Annotated in this window: 20 protein-coding genes; 11 read left to right on the plus strand and 9 right to left on the minus strand. The window is 44.2% G+C overall.

What is annotated here, in order from left to right:
• The first annotated feature begins 31 nt into the window (after positions 1-31).
• The 5 genes from QUB16_RS06310 (at position 32) to QUB16_RS06330 (ending at position 5127) form a co-directional block, all read left to right on the plus strand.
• Positions 32-1081: a hypothetical protein gene (locus tag QUB16_RS06310; protein ID WP_333314929.1), complete on the plus strand. Its 1050-nt coding sequence runs from the start codon at positions 32-34 to the stop codon at positions 1079-1081.
• 294 nt (positions 1082-1375) lie between these two features.
• On the plus strand, positions 1376-1972 hold the full coding sequence (locus tag QUB16_RS06315; RefSeq protein WP_333314932.1) for a Uma2 family endonuclease: 597 nt from the start codon (positions 1376-1378) through the stop codon (positions 1970-1972).
• Positions 1973-2425: 453 nt separating this feature from the next.
• The gene (locus QUB16_RS06320; protein WP_333314933.1) at positions 2426-3889 is read left to right on the plus strand and encodes a DUF1565 domain-containing protein; all 1464 of its coding nucleotides are present in this window, start codon (positions 2426-2428) and stop codon (positions 3887-3889) included.
• Positions 3890-4098: 209 nt separating this feature from the next.
• Complete coding sequence (gene psb28 / locus QUB16_RS06325) at positions 4099-4434, plus strand: photosystem II reaction center protein Psb28 (protein WP_333314934.1); 336 nt, start codon at positions 4099-4101, stop codon at positions 4432-4434.
• A 186-nt stretch (positions 4435-4620) separates the two neighbouring features.
• Entirely contained in the window at positions 4621-5127 is a 507-nt protein-coding gene (locus QUB16_RS06330) for a MogA/MoaB family molybdenum cofactor biosynthesis protein (RefSeq protein WP_333314936.1), read from the plus strand.
• Between the two features lie 123 nt (positions 5128-5250).
• Here QUB16_RS06330 and QUB16_RS06335 read toward each other — a convergent pair whose 3' ends face one another.
• From QUB16_RS06335 to QUB16_RS06345, 3 genes are all read right to left on the minus strand, one after another.
• Positions 5251-6033: a hypothetical protein gene (locus tag QUB16_RS06335; RefSeq protein WP_333314938.1), complete on the minus strand. Its 783-nt coding sequence runs from the start codon at positions 6031-6033 to the stop codon at positions 5251-5253.
• Positions 6034-6508: 475 nt separating this feature from the next.
• A complete protein-coding gene (locus QUB16_RS06340) occupies positions 6509-6748 on the minus strand; it encodes a hypothetical protein (protein WP_333314939.1) in 240 nt (79 codons plus the stop codon).
• Positions 6732-6956 (minus strand): DUF433 domain-containing protein, encoded by a 225-nt coding sequence (locus tag QUB16_RS06345; protein ID WP_190662860.1) that lies wholly within the window; start codon positions 6954-6956, stop codon positions 6732-6734. The genes QUB16_RS06340 and QUB16_RS06345 overlap by 17 nt, the downstream gene beginning before the upstream one ends.
• A 279-nt stretch (positions 6957-7235) precedes the next feature.
• On the opposite strand from QUB16_RS06345, the gene QUB16_RS06350 reads away from it, so the two are divergent.
• Positions 7236-8588, plus strand: coding sequence for a cytochrome P450 (locus QUB16_RS06350; protein ID WP_333314940.1), 1353 nt, complete (start codon positions 7236-7238; stop codon positions 8586-8588).
• 37 nt (positions 8589-8625) lie between these two features.
• On the opposite strand, the gene QUB16_RS06355 is transcribed toward QUB16_RS06350, so the two are convergent.
• Positions 8626-8949 carry a hypothetical protein gene (locus QUB16_RS06355; RefSeq protein WP_333314941.1) on the minus strand — a complete coding sequence of 108 codons (324 nt, stop codon included), beginning with the start codon at positions 8947-8949 and terminating at the stop codon, positions 8626-8628.
• Between the two features lie 318 nt (positions 8950-9267).
• Here QUB16_RS06355 and QUB16_RS06360 point away from each other — a divergent pair, with 318 nt between their 5' ends.
• Positions 9268-9567 carry a type II toxin-antitoxin system RelE/ParE family toxin gene (locus tag QUB16_RS06360; RefSeq protein ID WP_333314943.1) on the plus strand — a complete coding sequence of 100 codons (300 nt, stop codon included), beginning with the start codon at positions 9268-9270 and terminating at the stop codon, positions 9565-9567.
• Positions 9568-9616: 49 nt separating this feature from the next.
• Positions 9617-9928, plus strand: a complete 312-nt coding sequence (locus QUB16_RS06365; protein WP_333314944.1) for a HigA family addiction module antitoxin — start codon at positions 9617-9619, stop codon at positions 9926-9928.
• A gap of 254 nt (positions 9929-10182) precedes the next feature.
• On the opposite strand, the gene QUB16_RS06370 is transcribed toward QUB16_RS06365, so the two are convergent.
• Positions 10183-11124, minus strand: a complete 942-nt coding sequence (locus QUB16_RS06370; RefSeq protein WP_333314945.1) for a class I SAM-dependent methyltransferase — start codon at positions 11122-11124, stop codon at positions 10183-10185.
• A 331-nt stretch (positions 11125-11455) separates the two neighbouring features.
• Between QUB16_RS06370 and QUB16_RS06375 the strand changes: the two genes are divergently transcribed.
• Positions 11456-12358, plus strand: coding sequence for a hypothetical protein (locus tag QUB16_RS06375; protein WP_333314946.1), 903 nt, complete (start codon positions 11456-11458; stop codon positions 12356-12358).
• Positions 12359-12417: 59 nt separating this feature from the next.
• Here QUB16_RS06375 and QUB16_RS06380 read toward each other — a convergent pair whose 3' ends face one another.
• Entirely contained in the window at positions 12418-12678 is a 261-nt protein-coding gene (locus QUB16_RS06380) for a type II toxin-antitoxin system RelE/ParE family toxin (protein ID WP_333314948.1), read from the minus strand.
• 206 nt (positions 12679-12884) lie between these two features.
• Positions 12885-13109 carry an addiction module protein gene (locus QUB16_RS06385; RefSeq protein ID WP_333314950.1) on the minus strand — a complete coding sequence of 75 codons (225 nt, stop codon included), beginning with the start codon at positions 13107-13109 and terminating at the stop codon, positions 12885-12887.
• A gap of 230 nt (positions 13110-13339) precedes the next feature.
• On the opposite strand from QUB16_RS06385, the gene QUB16_RS06390 reads away from it, so the two are divergent.
• A complete protein-coding gene (locus tag QUB16_RS06390; RefSeq protein ID WP_333315085.1) occupies positions 13340-14281 on the plus strand; it encodes a glutathione S-transferase C-terminal domain-containing protein in 942 nt (313 codons plus the stop codon).
• A gap of 151 nt (positions 14282-14432) precedes the next feature.
• On the opposite strand, the gene QUB16_RS06395 is transcribed toward QUB16_RS06390, so the two are convergent.
• On the minus strand, positions 14433-15083 hold the full coding sequence (locus tag QUB16_RS06395; protein ID WP_333314952.1) for a Uma2 family endonuclease: 651 nt from the start codon (positions 15081-15083) through the stop codon (positions 14433-14435).
• A gap of 434 nt (positions 15084-15517) precedes the next feature.
• On the opposite strand from QUB16_RS06395, the gene QUB16_RS06400 reads away from it, so the two are divergent.
• Positions 15518-15712, plus strand: a complete 195-nt coding sequence (locus QUB16_RS06400) for a hypothetical protein (protein WP_333314954.1) — start codon at positions 15518-15520, stop codon at positions 15710-15712.
• Between the two features lie 311 nt (positions 15713-16023).
• On the opposite strand, the gene QUB16_RS06405 is transcribed toward QUB16_RS06400, so the two are convergent.
• On the minus strand, positions 16024-17079 hold the full coding sequence (locus tag QUB16_RS06405; RefSeq protein ID WP_333314956.1) for a nucleotidyl transferase AbiEii/AbiGii toxin family protein: 1056 nt from the start codon (positions 17077-17079) through the stop codon (positions 16024-16026).
• Positions 17080-17205: the final 126 nt, after the last annotated feature.

Genomic DNA, 17205 nt, shown 5'->3' on the forward strand with positions numbered 1-17205 from the left:
CCTGTTGTAAATTGTTAATTATTGTAAATAAATGACAGATAAACTAAAACAATTGTTAGAGCTTTCGGAATCGGAAATAGAAAATATAAGAAATACTACCATCAAAGATAGGTGTCACCCTGTCAAGAGACTATTATATCCCAGAGAGGGAGTCGAAAGAGACTTTCAAGTTATAGCAAATACTGAAAGAGCATTGAGGCATCTCAAGCAACATCATACTCAATGGCTTAGGAATTTAAAGCCAAGGCTTCTTAATATTAATGATTATTCAAATTCTTCGGGAGCTTTAGGAGAAATCAGAGCTTTGGGATACATACTAGAGGCTGGTATTTCAGTAAAACCAATAAGCGGAAACGGAGCGGATTTTTGGGTTGAAGATAACCAAGAAAAAGTTTTGATAGAAGTACACTCAAAGCAGTTGCATGATAAAGAATCTGAATCGTTAGAAAAATTCTACAATGATTTAAGGAATAAAATGACTAACAGTGACAGAAATACAGGATTGGTTATTGGTGAGCATAAAACTGTTCCTTTTGGAAAACCCCAAGAAGGTGAAAATGTAACTGAAAATGCTATAAGCAAACTATGCGCTATAAAAAAAACAGAGCATCAAATGAGTACAGACTATACGTCTATCATATGGTTAGATTTTCAAGATGAGGTATGGGAATTATTAGATACAGTCGATAGAGTATTACCTGTAAGAACTTGGAACAGGGCTTTTTACTCTGGAGAATTATGGTATGCCTTTTATGGATGGAAAGATGCTCCTATCTTTGAACACTTTAGCTTGGATATGCTTCTTAACGATGAAAAAAAAATGCGTCATCCGGGACGATTTAGAAATTCTACTAAATTAGATGCTGTCATAATATCTTTTTCCAGAAATACGGTAATTTTAGAAAACCCTTTCAGTAAAAAAGCAATTAAACCATCTTTATGGAAAAAATTAACTTTTCTGCCTTGGTTTAATTTTGAGTATTCATATACAAACTGGCCTGCGATGAATTTAATACAAAGAATAGAGCTAGAGGAAGAAAAGTTAAAAAAGTTAATAGAGCTATCCTCTATAGATTTATAAGCAAGCGTAAGCTTCCATCCCTGCTGCTTTCCAATCTTCATTTGGTTATTGGATGTTAAAAAGGCGATATTACTGTATATAGTGTGCCTGGGTAAGTCCTGTCTCGTAAACCCACCCAAGCTTGCTGAAATATTGCGATCGAGCGACCGGACATAATACAATTGTGATTCGTACTGGCTCTGATAAAACGAGAAAAACTGTTCGGATTCCTCAGCTACAATTGCTGCATGGATATTCTGTAGGAGCGATCGCACAATGCGTTATAATCCCGATAGGAGATAATGGTGCGAGTCAATGACACAAGTTCTCGATCGCGAAATTCTCGATGGGCGAGTGGTACTCAACGGCACTTGGGAGCAATTCAAGTTAATCCAGAAGGTTTCGGAAGATTCCCCTGGCATAAAGTTGTCTTTTTTTGCAGGGGCGATCGAGATTCTGATGCCGGGATTCCAACACGAAAATTTTTCTGAAATCATTGGTTACTTAGTGACCACTTTTCTGCTGCAACAAGGTATTAAGTTTTACCCTTCTGGTTCAATGACGCAGGAGAAGACAGGAGAAGCTTCAACTCAAGCAGACAAATCGTTTTGTTTGGGAGAACCTAAGTTGATTCCCGATTTGTCGATCGAGGTGGTTTATACTAGCGGTGGACTGAGCAAGTTGCCAAAATATCGAGCTTTGGGCGTGCCTGAAATCTGGTTTTGGGAAGATGGTACGCTGCGGCTGTATCATCTCCGGGAAGATGGCTACGAGCAAGTAATTCAGAGTCAACTGTCAGGATTGGAAACGCTGGATATCGATTTGCTAATAGGCTGCATTTTAATGGGTGAAACTGATTTGGCTGAAGCGGTTAAGGTTTTTGGGCAGGGAATCTCGATCGATCGTACATGATATCATGTCCGATCGATTGACCATAATATCCCAGCCGGGGCGGGTTTTTGAGATTGTCAATTATTGGCAGATATTGGCAGGTTTACCCGCCCCTACCTGATTTTGGGCGAAGCGAAGCGGAGGGAATCTACCGGACATAATATGACAGCAAAACGTTCGATTTTCCGGTGGAGGCGATCGAAATTTTAGTGGTTTTGGCAACATCTGGAAAAAATATAATCCCCAGATCCAGGACTTCTTAAATAAGTCTGGTTCTGCTGTTGCTGGGAACGAGAAATACAGTCTTTTGTAGGGGCAATCCCCCTGCGGTTGCAACTCCTAATTGGTAATGTTGCGGATAACGTGCAATTAAATAATCTCCGCAATCAAAGGTGAATATAGATCCGGGGTCAAGTTCGCAGACAATGAAAATTGCACAAAAGCTCGATCGCCAATTATCTCTTTAACAAAAACATGACAACACTTTACGTCAACCCGCAAACAGGCAGCGATTCGGCAGCCGGCAGCCAAGGGGCCCCATTCAAAACTATAGCCCGCGCGATCGTCGCCCGCGCTGCATCGGGAACTACGATTCAGTTATCACCGGGAACTTACAGCGCTGCTAGCGGCGAAAAATTCCCCTTGGAAATTCCATCGGGAGTAAAAGTTATTGGCAATGAAACTAACAAAGGTAGAGGCATTCTGATTCAAGGAAGTGGCAAATTTGTCAGTCCCACCGCTGCAAGCCAAAATATCACGATACTACTAGCAACTAATTCCCAATTGCGCGGAGTAACTGTCACTAATCTTGATAGTCGTGGCACGGGAGTCTGGATTGAGTCAACTTCTCCGACTGTGGCTAACTGCACTTTCACGCTTTGCAAGCGCGAAGGCGTTTTTGCCACGGGCACTGCTAATCCTGCGATTCTCGACAACATATTTCGGGAAAACTCAGCCGCTGGCGTAATTACGGCGGGGAGTGCTAAGGGAGAAATACGGCGCAATATTTTTCAAAAGACGGGTTTCGGCATCTCTCTGCAAGCTCAGTCGGCTCCTTTGATTGCTGACAACCAAATTTTGGAAAATCGCTCCGGTATAGTTTTATCAGGGGAATCTAAGCCGATTTTACGCAAGAATCGCATTGAAAAAAATACGGAAGACGGTTTGACTGCGGTGGGGAAGTCGCTGCCAGATATTGGTACTGCTCAAGATTTGGGCGGCAATATTTTTCAGAATAACGGTGAATTAGACTTGCAAAACGCGACTGAGGTTAAGATTTCGGCGGTGGGAAATCAGCTCAATTCTTCGCGGGTGAAAGGTTTATTTGATTTGGGCAATGTGACGCCAACTCCGACTCCTGGGGGGGTAAAGTTCAGCGACATCAGCACGCACTGGGCTAAGGATTTTATCGATCGCTTGGCAAAGATGAATATTGTTAGCGGGTTTCCCAACGGCACTTTTCAACCTTACGAGATTGTAACTAGAGCTCAGTATGCGGCTATGTTGGCGAAGGCGTTTGAATTGGTGCCCCGCCGTGAGGCGACGGTTTTTAAGGATGTGGCGGCGGATTTTTGGGCCAAAGGAGCGATCGCCCAAGCTAATCGAGCGGGCTTTTTGGTGGGATATCCAGACAGCACGTTTCGCCCGGAGCAGAATTTGACTAGAGTTCAGGCGATCGTATCTTTGGTAAACGGCTTGCAGTTGGGCGGCGGCAACCCCAATTCTTTGAGCGTTTATGTCGATCGATCTCAGATTCCCAGTTTTGCCACCGACGAGATAGCAACCGCCACAGAGCGCAAAATCGTGGTCAACTATCCCGCGCGCGAAAAGCTTTCCCCCGCCCACGACATCACCCGCGGCGAGATATCCGCCCTCATCTACCAAACTCTGGTAGCCACAAAGCGAGCCGAGCCAATTAACTCTCCCTACATCGTCTAAGGCAATTGGGAGACAAGGGAGAGGAGAACTTGGGGTACAAAAAACCAACCTATCTCCCCTCGCCCTTGTCTCCGATTCCCTCACTCTGGCTCACACTCACCCACTCTCGCCCAATCCCACTCTCCCAAGTCTTGATTTGCGAGTACCCGAATCGTTTTATGATTGAACATTAAGAAATTAAGCAATCCTTAAGGTTCCACTGTCAGATTATGGCTAAAATTCAATTTTCTCGGGGTATAGACGAAGATGCTGTGCCCGAAGTGCGCCTAACCCGTTCTAAAAGCGGAGAGCAAGGCACTGCCAGGTTTACCTTTGAAAATCCCAAAGCTCTCAGCAGCACCAGTACCGAAGACATTACTGGAATGTACATGATCGACGACGAAGGCGAACTCCTCACTCGCGAAGTTAATGCTAAGTTCATCAACGGTCAGCCTGCGGGTTTGGAAGCTCTTTATATAATGAAAAGTTCCGCAGAATGGGATCGATTTATGCGTTTCATGGAACGCTACTCGGAAGCAAACGGCTTAGGATTTAGCAAGGCATAATTGATGGGGAATAGGGCATGGGGCCTGGGGCATGGGATATGGGGTATTGGTTATTGGTTATTAGTTATTTGATAATGAATAACTAATAACCAATAAATCACAACTAACTAATGACTTCTTCCCTGTTCCCTTTTCCTGATTTCCTCTTCCTTCTTGCTTCTTACTTTTTCCTTCAACATCTGTTATATGACGCAAATTCCTCACCCCGACTTATCTAAAATAACCGTAAATTGCGCTATCATTACTGTTAGCGACACGCGCTCGGCTGAAACAGACAATAGCGGCTTGTTAACGAAGAAGCTGCTAAAAGATGCGGGTCACTCTGTGGTAGCTTACACTGTTATTAAAGATGATGCGGCAAAAATTGTATTGCAAATGCAGGCTTTTTCCCAGCGTGAAGATGTGGATGCAATCATTTTTAACGGCGGCACGGGCATCGCTCCCCGAGATACGACTTACGATGTGATGGAGAGTTTGCTAGACAGGATTTTACCGGGATTTGGGGAGATATTTCGGTTTTTGAGCTATCAAGAAATTGGTTCGAGGGCGATCGCCTCTCGCGCAGTTGCAGGCGTGTATCAAGGCAAGTTAGTCTTTTCTCTTCCGGGCTCTAGCAATGGCGTGAAACTAGCTGTGGAAAAGCTAATTTTACCCGAATTAGTTCACTTGGTGACGCAGTTGCGCGGAGGGTGAGGGGTTAAGGTGCCGATTTATACAGATCCAATCGGTTCCTTGCTATTTAGATCGCGACAAATCCAATCTAGCCAGCGTGTCCCTAACCTGTTACATATCTGGCTAAGTGAGGATTATTAAGGATTAACTTTCTAGCCTTTGGCTCCTTCGCCTCCATTCTATCTCATTCATGAATGAGTTAATCGCACCTATTACTTCCTGACCTCCATCGTTCTGGAATGTTTGTTGGTAATAACCAAGTATTTTCGCACCTATTACTCCCGGATCTCCATCGCTCTGCAATATTTGTTGGTAATAACCAAGTATAAATGGACGGCGGTTGGTAAACAACAGACGGATCTTCCGGTAGTTATTACGTCGATAGCGGGAGTCACCACCATAAATTCCAAATTTGTCAGAAAGTATTCCTAAATGCCCGTAAACGGGACTATCGGCTCCTCTAAGTTGATTTAAAAGGGATAATTGCGAACGAAATCTTCCTAAGTTGATAATGCTCACTGTATTAGCTTTGACATCTAGTTCTAAGTAGGTAGACCCCTGGGAGAAAACCATGCTAATTCCTAATATAAACAACAATAATCCCAAAGGTAGAAGGAAGAACATAAAAAAATTAGTGGCACTCTCATAGGATGCGTAGATATCGAGCTTCCATATTTTCTCGCCATTATTCAATTTAGCTAAACCCTGGTTAATGGATTGGATATTTTGAATGTTATTGGATGTCCGTTCCAGTACCATCCAAGGTTTTGAACTCGTGAGGACAATGGTTTCGCCGTTCGGTGTCTGAGAGGCTATCGCCTTTTTAGTATTGGGAATTTTAATAGTCTTTCCAGAGATAAATCCAGGAATTACATACTCGCAATTTACAGCTTGCTGCTGTTGCTGACAGGTAAGAGTTCGAGGCAATCGAGCTTCCCAAATTATCGTGACAAATAATAAATTTAGGCAACTAACAAAGCCACAGTACATCAACATAAACAGCCAAAAGAATAATCCTGGATCTCGATGAATAACCAAGATATCAGGGTTACGTTTGTGAATCGTAAACTTTCCTAAAATATTCATGATTTGAAGAAAATTCCGAAATGGATATCCAAACTTCTTGATATTGCCGTGCTAATTTATTGCTAAACATCTCATCAACCGTCTCAAGGTATTGTAGCCTGGGTTGGTCGGCATATGATATACCGTAACGGTCTTGGTTTTGCCGATCGACTAATTCTGCATCAGGGTCTTTGTAGATTGTACCGCAGTTGCGGTCTCATACACTTTTAAGCATCATCGACATTGTTTGGAGACAACAGACGAAAAAACCGCTGCACAAAGACTGCAATTGACCTGGAAAAATGCTGAAATCATTCGTGATGAGCAAGCCACCCAATCATTGCGTGACCTGATTTTCAATAACGACTGCAACTGCAGCTTGCTGCAAGTTTTGCTGATAGCGCAAATTTTGATTTGTGGTGAGCAGAATCGTGAATATCTCTTGACTCATAAGCAGCAGCAATTCACCGTTCTCTTTTCCTGACCATCCCATCTCATCAACAACTGTGCGTATCTCGGAATCAGCAAGTTCACGCTTTAAAGGTCGTGGGGCAAATTCATCAAGCAGGATTCGCATAGGCTGTCAGCATTTCCTTGGCTAATTCAAGAGCTGCAATTGTCTGTTCCCTACTGACACTAGGGAAATGGTCTAGAAATACCTCTAATGAATCACCAGCCTCAAGATAATCAAGTAGGGTTCTCATTGGCACGCGAGTCCCAACAAAAACAGGGGTTCCCCCCAGAATATCGGGGTCGCTATGAACAACACGGGATGTTAATGTCATAACAAATTCAGCCAACTGGCTAACAGCTTTGACAACAATTGTATCCCAAAGTCATTTGATTTTCGCGAGCATAATGCCAAACAAACGATCGCTAGCATCCATTTTATCTAAAACTACAACTTTTAGCAGTTTAGGCTGGGAAGCTAGCCATACAATCTGCGATCGATCTCGATAGCATTACTATTTCTGCTACTTGCCTTCGCAATCGATCGCAGATAAATTTCAGGGTGCAAGGCCGATCGATATACACTAGAAATATTGTGTATCGCCAGTTTTTCAATGACGCTGCCTACCGGATCTCGTTCTCCTGCTTTGTTCCAAACGCTTTCGCTGGTAGCTGACCCGATCGCATTTTTCGATCGCAACTCTGCCAAATACGGCGATACATTTACCGCCCGCGTGTTGGGGCCCTCTTCGCCCCCCGTGGTGTTTCTGGGCAGTCCAGAAGCCATTCAGGCGGTGTTTACGACGTTAGCCGATGCCTTTGAGTTTGGCAAAGTGACCAACGTATTTCGCCCGCTGGTGGGAAATGAATCCCTAATTATGAATGAAGGGCCGCGGCATCTGCGACAGCGACAGCTATTAATGCCCGCGCTGCATCGGGAACAGTTGCACAGTCAAGGGCATTTGATTGTTGATTTGACGAAAAAGCAGACGATCGACTGGAAAGCCCCAGATGCGATCGCAGTCCGCCAAGAAATGTCAGAAATTTCGCTGCAAGTAATCTTGCAAGTCGTGTTTGGATTAGTGCCGGGAGAGCGCTACGAACGGCTGAAACAATTGCTCAGCAAGCTTTTAGAGGCGATTACCTCTGAACTGTACTCGATACAATTTTTCTTTGAACCGTTGCAGCAAAATTTGGGCTCTTGGAGTCCGTGGGGGCAGTTTTTGCAGCAGATGGCGCAGATTGACTCGCTGATTTATGCGGAAATTGCCGAGAGGCGATCGCAATCTCTCGATTCGTCTCGCACGGATATTCTGTCGGTGTTGATGATGGCCCGCGACGACACCGGCGAATCCCTCGGCGATCGAGAATTGCGCGATCAGTTGATGACGCTGTTGTTGTTGGGACATGAAACGACTGGATCGGCGTTGACTTGGGCGTTTTACTGGCTGCATCAGTTTCCCGAATGCCTTGCTAGGTTGCGGAAGGAATTGGATGAATTAGGCGAAAATCCCGATCCGATCGCACTTTCGCAGTCGCCCTACTTAACTGCAGTCTGCAAGGAAGCGCTGCGGGTTTATCCAATTGCCTTAATTTCGCAGCCGCGCAAGGTGAAACGGACGATCGAACTCGAAGGCTATACATATCAACCGGGAACGATTTTAATCCCCTGTGTCTATTTGGCGCACCGTCGGCCTGAAACCTACGAAAATCCGGCCGGGTTCAATCCCGATCGCTTTTTAGATCGCAAGTTTTCCGCCTCTGAATTTTTACCGTTTGGAGGCGGGAGTCGAAGCTGCATCGGGATGGCGTTATCGATGTTTGAAATGAAGCTGGTTTTAGCAACGGTGCTGTCTTCCCGTGAGTTTGTATCGAATCTCGATCGGCCAATTCGTCCGGCGCGCCGGGGAATCACCTTTGTGCCGCCCGATCGGTTTCGATTAACGGTTGTGGGCGATCGGCGTTAGATTCATTGCAGTAAAACGCCGTGTCAAGCAAGATATGTTATTCGATGAAAATCCCAGCAACTTTGTCTCCATTCATCGTCATGTGTGCCACAAATTCATCTCCACCATCTTCAAAACTCAGCTTCCACAAATAAATCGGAGAATTACCTTGTTTTATCTCACCAAAATAAGTAATTGAGTATCCCTTTTGCAGGCGTGAAGCGAGCTGCTCGCTAACATCGTCAAACATTTGTTGTGTAATGCTCGCTTTGTAGCCTGCATCACCGACTGTAGTAAAAAGCTCGTAATTCTTCGATGCAGTGGCATCCAGGATAACCTGCAAACAATCGATGACGTTTTGAGAGGGGGCTGTCGGGTTCATGAAGATGTCCTTCTTTTAGGATTTTATTAAAATGTTCTAGCTCAGACTGCTGTCTAACTGTGTTAATTGTACCCCTAGTGCGATCGAATCCAGTTTTGGAGCGTCATTGACCGCCAACACCATCCGCTTAGCTCAGCCGCTACGATCGCTTTTTCGTTCTCCCAGATCCAGCCCTGTTAGTAGATTGGAGCGATTTTTGCTTTTGCAATCATTTTAGGCTTGACATCTGTAACCTCATAGGTTACATTAGTAAAGTAATCTCAAAAATTACAAAAAGTTTTAATTAATATATAAGTGCTATGAACTGGATATTCAGCCTTGATTGAAGGATTATTTCACATGATACAAACTTTTAAAAATAAAGCATTAAAAAAATTATTGATGGAAGGTAATGCAAAAGGAATTCCTAAAGAACTTGAAAAAAGGACAAGAAAAAGACTTGAAGCAATAGATACAGCAATAATTATAGATGATATTAGAATACCAGGCTATGATTTACACGAGCTTAAAGGTGATAGAGAGGGAACTTGGTCAATAAAGGTATCAGGTAACTGGCGTATAACTTTTACATTTCAGGATAACAACGCATACGATATAGATCTCGAAGATTATCACTAGCCCATAAAACAAAATCTAAAAATTTAACTTAAACCGTAAGGAAAGTTGCATGAAAGACCTACAAAACATTATTCAAGGGAGGAAAGTCAGACCAGTACATCCGGGCGAGGTCCTTGCGGATGTGCTTGAAGATATTGAAATGACTCAAACCAGGTTTGCTGAGATACTAGGTGTATCCCGCCGCAGTGTCAACGAAATTGTTTTAGGTCAAAGACCAATTACAGTAGATATGGCAATTCGGATTGGGAAAGCGTTAGGGAATGGCCCTCAACTTTGGCTGAATCTTCAGCAAAAAGTTGATATTTGGGATGCAGTGCAAAAACACAGTGAAGAGTACGACAAAGTATCTACGGTGGCATAGTATCCAGCGGTGCGTCAGCTCGGAAAACCTCTTCAAATCGAAATAATCAATGTCTGACGCACTCTACAACTTGATTTAACTGGCATCGAAATAATAACTTCCCGAGTGTCGCCCGATCGTCCTAGCTCGCGATAAAGGTTCGCCAACAGAGACGATCGCACCCTGGGTATAATTCCAAGCTAACCCGATTTGATATCATTTAGAACCAACCACATTTGATATCATTAACCCCTAACAGTTTCCGAACACCAACCTTAACTAATTATTGCCTCAGCAACAATAGTCCGGTGTCGCACTGTATTGCAAGTGATTGTCGGCTGTGCAAAACCCGAATCAACTAAAGCTTGCTCAATATCCAACCCAAAATACTGATCCAAATAAGGCTCCGTACTCTTGAGCAAAGTCAAAATATAAGGAGGCATTTTGGCATACACTTCCGACTGAGGATTCATATCCATAATTGTCAAATGTCCGCCAACACGCAGCAAACGTCTCGCTTCCCGGAAAATTTCTTGAGTAGCTTTCTGCGGCAATTCGTGACAAACTAAACAAATAGAAACTAAATCAAAAGCAGCCGCCGGTAAACCAGTAGATTCAGCAGCAGCGTGAACCCAAGTCGGAGATTTTTGATTGATAAATTCAGATTCTCGCTGTTGGGAACGGTATTTAGCAACTGCTAAAAAATAAGGCGACAACTCCACCCCAGTCATCTTCGCTTCCGGGTAAACCTCCCCAAGGGCAAAGGTACTCATTCCCACACTGCATCCCAAATCCACAATATCTCGCGGTGAAGAAGCAATCTGAGATTTGATGACTTCGTGATAGCTGGCGCGGAGTTTTGCATCGCCTTCTGCACCTGCTTCCGGCCAAATTGTGGCGTGAACTGTACGGGCGGCAACTTCAACTTCTGTAGCAGCTTCCCAACTCATATTACCTTTTTCATAAGCGTGGAATGAAGTTAGATAATATTTCGGGTAAACAAGATCGGAATTTTGGACGCTGAGCAATTCTGCATCCCAATTCCTGGACAAAAGTGCTTGCGATTCTTGTCGCCAATGCACTCCGATTTTTTCTCCTCTTTTTATCATCATTTCCCGCGCTTGGTGCTTGGCTAAATCGGCCAAAGGTTTGATGGAGAGTACGCCATTTACTAAACGCGAGGCTAATCCCGGAGTTTTGTTAACTGCAACCGTCATATTTTATGTTTTTGTATTTTGCGCCATCTATTTTAACACAGTGCGAGGATTTTGAGTTTGTCAATATAATGAAACTTAACTTTGTGCTGGCGACTGAAATGCAAATGTTTTGTGGTAAAGACTTTTTTAAATGAACCGCAGAGGGCGCAGAGAACGCAGAGTTAGAGAAGAGAGAAAAGCTCAGAGGATTGCAAAACTGGATCTTGTCGTGTAATATTTATTTGTGCTTACCTACTTAGTTCTGGGAAATTTATCTGGAATCTGGAATCGGATTTCCCGAAGTTGGAGTAATTGGAAGAACACTTTAAATCGGGCTATTCAGGAGTTTGTGATGAGCAAATCTATTGTGGAATTGGTTGACAATTTGCCGTCGGGTGGCGTCACTGTGATGATGCTCAAATCCCTCGATTTTGTGGTTCCGGGGGAGTGGCATAATTTAACGGGTTTTGATAATACTATTCAAGCGGTGACAGGGGAAACAAAGCGCAAATTAGTTGAGAAAATTCGCGATCGCGCGATCGAGCTTTACGCCAACCCCAACGAGCCATATCAAGGCGTAGTCAGGCTTTACCAGTTAGCAGACAGCGCCGACAGTGCATTAGGTGCAACGGCTATGGCGAATAAAATCGGCGAAAACATCGGCTTTCTTTCCTTTCTCAACCGCCTCACTCCCAAAGCTGACACAACTCAAACGATCGACTTGTGCGTCAAAGTGGCGATCGAGCTAATAGCCTACGGCAAACTTAACAATATTTCCCTTAACAATGTGGGAAGCTTTGGTAATTATTTATCTCATTACAAAGACGAATCTCTGATGCGGATGGCTGCTTTAGTGTGTGCTGACGGTTTAATTCCCCTCGGCCCGGACTTCATTAGAGTAGCACAAAATACCATAGGCGGATTGAATCCTTCAACCTTGCAGCAAAACTCAACCTTCCAAAATATCAGCAACCTAATTCCCGGCGCAAATAATGCAGCCAAATTTGGATTCGTGACAACAACTTTCGCCTCAGCCCAAGGTTGGATGAACAACTTAGTACAGTCTCGCGGCTTAACTCCCGCCATAGTTTTAGGCAATCTCAAGCAATACATTGATATTACCGATGACAAATTGGATTATGTGGCGGCGTTTTTAGACATGACTACCAATTATTACGAACATACGGGAATTCAGACGGTTGCTCGCCGATTGATCGATCGAGCTTATGCTGAAATAGCCTCTGGCAGATACTAGAAAAGTCGTTCCCAGGCGAGGGAACAGAGGAAGGCAGAGCATGGTAACGAGGGAACTTGTTAGGTTCGCGTTTGCCATGCTGTTGAGTCTCTGCGGCCGTGAAAAATGGCGGTCACTATCACTCGGCTTGATACAATGCGATAATACACAGCATAGGGAAAGCGACGCATCACCGATCGCCGAACATCGCGATAGACAACTGGATAGGATTCCGGCATCTGGCAAATTCGATCGAGCATTTCGTCAATACAGTCTAAAAACTCGTCACCAAGTCCTAGTTGCTGACCGAAAGCATCCAGGATACAAACCCCCGGATTCATTCCGAAAGCAGACTCAGGACCCAGAAATAAAAAACCTGTATCCGATGAAACTTGCCCCCCGAATTTATCCGTGGGGTCAATGCTCCAATTCTAAAATCTAAAATCTAAAATCTAAAATCTAAAATCGATTGACTTTCATACCAAGTGTATGCTTCATCAACTTCTTCACGAACTTCTGGACGGAATACTAACGCATAATTCATAGTTTATTTTCGTGCTTTGACTGAAGCTTTAACTTCTTCCCAAGTCAGCACATTATCAGGATTTGCTTCAGAATCATCAATTCGGCGATCGAGTTCCTGCTTGTGAAAGTCTGTCAGGTCTGGGTGAACCTGTTCTGCCGCTATACTGTCTAAGATTGCTTGTACAAGACGAATCCGATCTTGAACGCTGAGGGCGACGATCTGATTTAAAGTGCCTGTGAAATCCATAAATTTGAGTTAAGCGCCAAGGACTTAATAGATTATTATAACTCAAAATCAAGATCGAGGCAGAGCCTCTGGATATGCGTTCCCAGGCAGAGCCTGGAAGGGAATAAAGCTCGCAATGTAAGTTAAAATAAGCAGATTATGTTTAGCAAACCTCTTTTAATCGCATTGTGAAAAACAAATCGCTTCCTTCATCGGTAACAGTCAAGCTAGGCAAATTTGTCTGGACATCAATGTGGCAATTAATGATGTCAAAACTAGCGCCGCCCGATCGCACCGGAGCATATATTCGCCCCAGCAGTAGTTTCCGCAACTTTGTCAGCACTGCACCAGACAACCCTCACGGGCCCGCCACGGCACGATATCGCCTCTTCGTGGGTAAAGGGTGCCCTTGGGCGCACCGCACTCTGGTGACGAGGGCGCTCAAAGGGCTTGAAGATGCGATATCGGTGTCTATTGTCTATCCCTCGGAAGGGGGAATGTGGGTGCTGGAGTCGGAGACTTTTGGCTGCAACACGATGCCGGAACTTTACCAGTTGGCTTTACCGGGCTATCAGGGGCGGTGTACGGTGCCGGTGCTGTGGGATGACTCGAAAAAGGCGATCGTCAATAACGAGAGTTCGGAAATTATTGTGATGCTAAACTCGGAGTTTAACGAGTTTGCTAGCAATCCTCAAATGGATCTTTATCCTCTGGATTTGCGATCGCAAATTGACGAGTGGAATGAGAAGATTTACCAATCGGTGAATAACGGCGTTTATCGCTGCGGTTTCGCGCAATCTCAAGCTGCTTATGACTCGGCTTGCAGTGAATTGTTTGCTGTTTTAGACGAGATCGATCGATCGCTTTTGAGGAGTCGTTATCTTTGTGGCGATCGGGTGACATTAGCAGACGTGCGGCTTTTTACTACTCTATTCCGTTTTGATGCCGTTTACTACAGCTTGTTCAAATGCAATGTGCGGCGCATTCAAGATTACGAGCATTTGGGAGCTTATCTGCGCGATTTGTACCAGTTACCGGGAGTTGCGGGCACTTGCGATTTGGAGGCTGTGAAGCGCGATTATTACGGCAATTTGTTCCCGCTGAATCCCGGCTGCATTATCCCGGCTGGGCCCGATCCGGCGAGTTTGCTCAAAGCTCACGATCGCGCAGGGCTCAGAAACCAGGTTTCTTAACTTAATCTTGATTAGGATGCCAGAATTATCGCAGAAACCCGCTTGGATTATCTGCGTGGGCCTCAGAAACCGGGTTTCTCACCAAAATCTCGTGAGAATGCCAAAATTGTCGCAGAAACCCGGTTTCTTGGATGCTTGGGCGAGTTCGATCTTATTCTTCAATTTCACTTGTTGGCTCGTTTACCTCTTCGTCTTTGACATCAAAATTAATCCGTTCGTAAATCTCTCTCAGCGGCATTTGAAATTCTACGGATTCTAGGGTTAATACAGATTCGTCTGAATCATATTCTGTTAATACCCATTTGCCATTAGAATTTTTAGCAAATTGTTCAATATGATAGCTGTATTGGTCAATTAAAATGTATTCGCGAAATTCCGAGATTGATCGATAGGCGAGAAATTTACCACCGCGATCGTAGTCTTTGGTTGAATTGGATAAAACCTCGACGATTAGCAGAGGATTGGTGACAATTGTTTTGTTACTTCCTTGATAGACTGGTTCTCCTTGAATGACGATGATATCGGGATAGACGTAGCGGCGAGTTTGCGGTATCCACAGGCGCACATCATTGATAAATGTCTCGTAATCTTGACCATTTACACTCAAGGGGAATTTGCGACAAAAATTCAGTGCGAGTTTGTTGTGGTTGGTTGTGCCGCCTGTCATTGGTACTATCTCCCCATCATGGTATTCACTTTTGTCGATCGCACTTTCTTCTAATGCGAGATATTCCTCTGGCGTGTAGTAGCGTTTTTCGGTTTGTGGTTGCTTTTCGATTGCTGGTTTTTCTTGGGTTTGCATAGTCATTCCCTTCGGCTCTCAAGTGATTTTATGATAACATGAAATATTTGAGTAACAGAAACCAGGGGAGTCAGAAACCGGGTTTCTTAGCAAAATCTCGATGAGGATGCAAAAATCCCTCTTTACCTCGTTCCCAGGCTCTGCCTGGTAACGCATATCCAGAGGCTCCGCCTCGCCCTAACCCACCCACCAACCCTCAATAGCCCCAATGGGAAGAAGTAGATACAAAGTAATATATTCCGACAACCAACCGCACTTTGTCACCTGTACAATTATCAACTGGATTCCTGTATTCTGTCAAGCAGAAATAGCACAAATAGTCTTAGATTCCTTAAGTTTTATGCAACGGGAGAAGCGTTTAGCCTTACACGGTTACGTGAAACGTGGAAAATCACTTGCACTTAATCGTAACTTCTTCTGAATTGTCAACGCAAATGAGAAATTTTAAATCATTTACAGCTCGCTCCATAATTGACTTGCTTGAAAAAAATCAAGTTACCAACATCCTCGATCAACTCGCATTCTATAAAAAGCTACACAAAAAAGACCAAAAATATCAGCTATGGCAAGAAGGGTTCCACCCGCAAGCTATTTTGGATGAGGCAATGCTGTTGCAAAAATTGGAGTAAATCCACAATAATCCTGTTAGGCGTGGCTATGTTGACGATCCGGGTTGTTGGAGATATTCTAGTTATCGAAATTATATGGGTCAGGATGGATTGTTGCCAGTTGATTTGATTGATTTTTGAGTCGGATGATTTGTTTGGAGGAGCGAGGCAGAGCCTCTGGATATGCGTTACCAGGCAGAGCCTGGTAACGAGGGGAAGGAGGGGAACGAGGGGAAAAAGAAGGGAAAAGAGCGAGGTAGAGCCTCGGGAAATGCGTTACCAGGCAGAGCCTGTTAACGAGGAGAGCAATACCAAATCTAGCATCTAAGCATCTAATCTTCAAGCTTACTTGGGAACGAGGAAATAGTCTCGGTAAATGTCCTGACTGTTATTTCCCCGCCTAAATCCTGAGCTAGTAAATCGATACCGTCAATAACTTTATTGGGCTCTGCAATACTCAAAACCTCATAGCATTTTTCCCGATAATCGGGACGATCTTGGAAATACTGAATCGCTCGATCGAGCGGTTCCATAACTTGATAAGCTGCTTCCGCTTTGTCGATCGCCATTTGGGGAATCGGAGTCGCTAACCTTTGTATAGCCAAGTCGATTAAATCTCTAGAATTTACCCGATCGCTCGGCTGTCGATCGGCATTTGCCAACAACTTTTCTGCTATACTATCAATTTGATTCAAGCAAGGAACAGGCGACCAATTTGGATAATTTGGTTGCCCAAACTCAATTCGCCCTTCACAAACCATCTCGAATTTAATAGTAGTGCCGTCAACAATAACAGGAAATCTTATCCCATACTGGTTGGCTTGAATATCGTTCGGGAGAACAATGCGTGAAGCGAAGCTATCCCCAAGGGAATCGCGACTAGCAAAAATCGCATCATAGCCTCCTTCGGCAACTTTTCGGCGCAGGAGACGGTAGCCATCATCCATCGGACACATAAAGTCAATATCCTGGCTCAACCGATATTCTCCGTGTTCCATACTTACCAACGTTCCGCCGCCAAAATACGCCCGACATTCCTCTAGAAATTCGACATTCAAGTGGCTGAGTACAGTTAATATCTTTTGATGAATTTCGCGTTTAAACATTGCTTGAGAACTTACCCAATTTTCTTGATTGTTTGGCGGGCAACTGCTTCCCAGTTCCGCTATTAACCAAGACTGATAGTGCTGGCTGATTTCTTTAATAAAAGCCAGTTCCTCAAAGCTAGGTGTTCCCAAAACTCCCCAATAATGCCAGCCAGATTCGTAGCGGCATAGCATTTCCTTGAAACTCAATTTTTTGACATCAGTAACTTGCCAGCAGATAGATTGAAGGAATGGGAGTTCGGCGGGAATTGTCAACCCGGTTGCTATTTCTTGATGGTTCATCTGCTTTCGGGGAAAGCGAGGCAGAGCCTCTGGATATGCGTTACCAGGATCTGCCGATTGGTGACAAATTAAGCTCACACCGACCGTCTCTCTTGTTTGTATCGAAGTCTCGATCCCCCCTAACCC

Origin of the sequence: Microcoleus sp. D3_18a_C4 (assembly GCF_036702415.1) — a bacterium.
Classification (GTDB): Bacteria; Cyanobacteriota; Cyanobacteriia; order Cyanobacteriales; family Microcoleaceae; genus Microcoleus.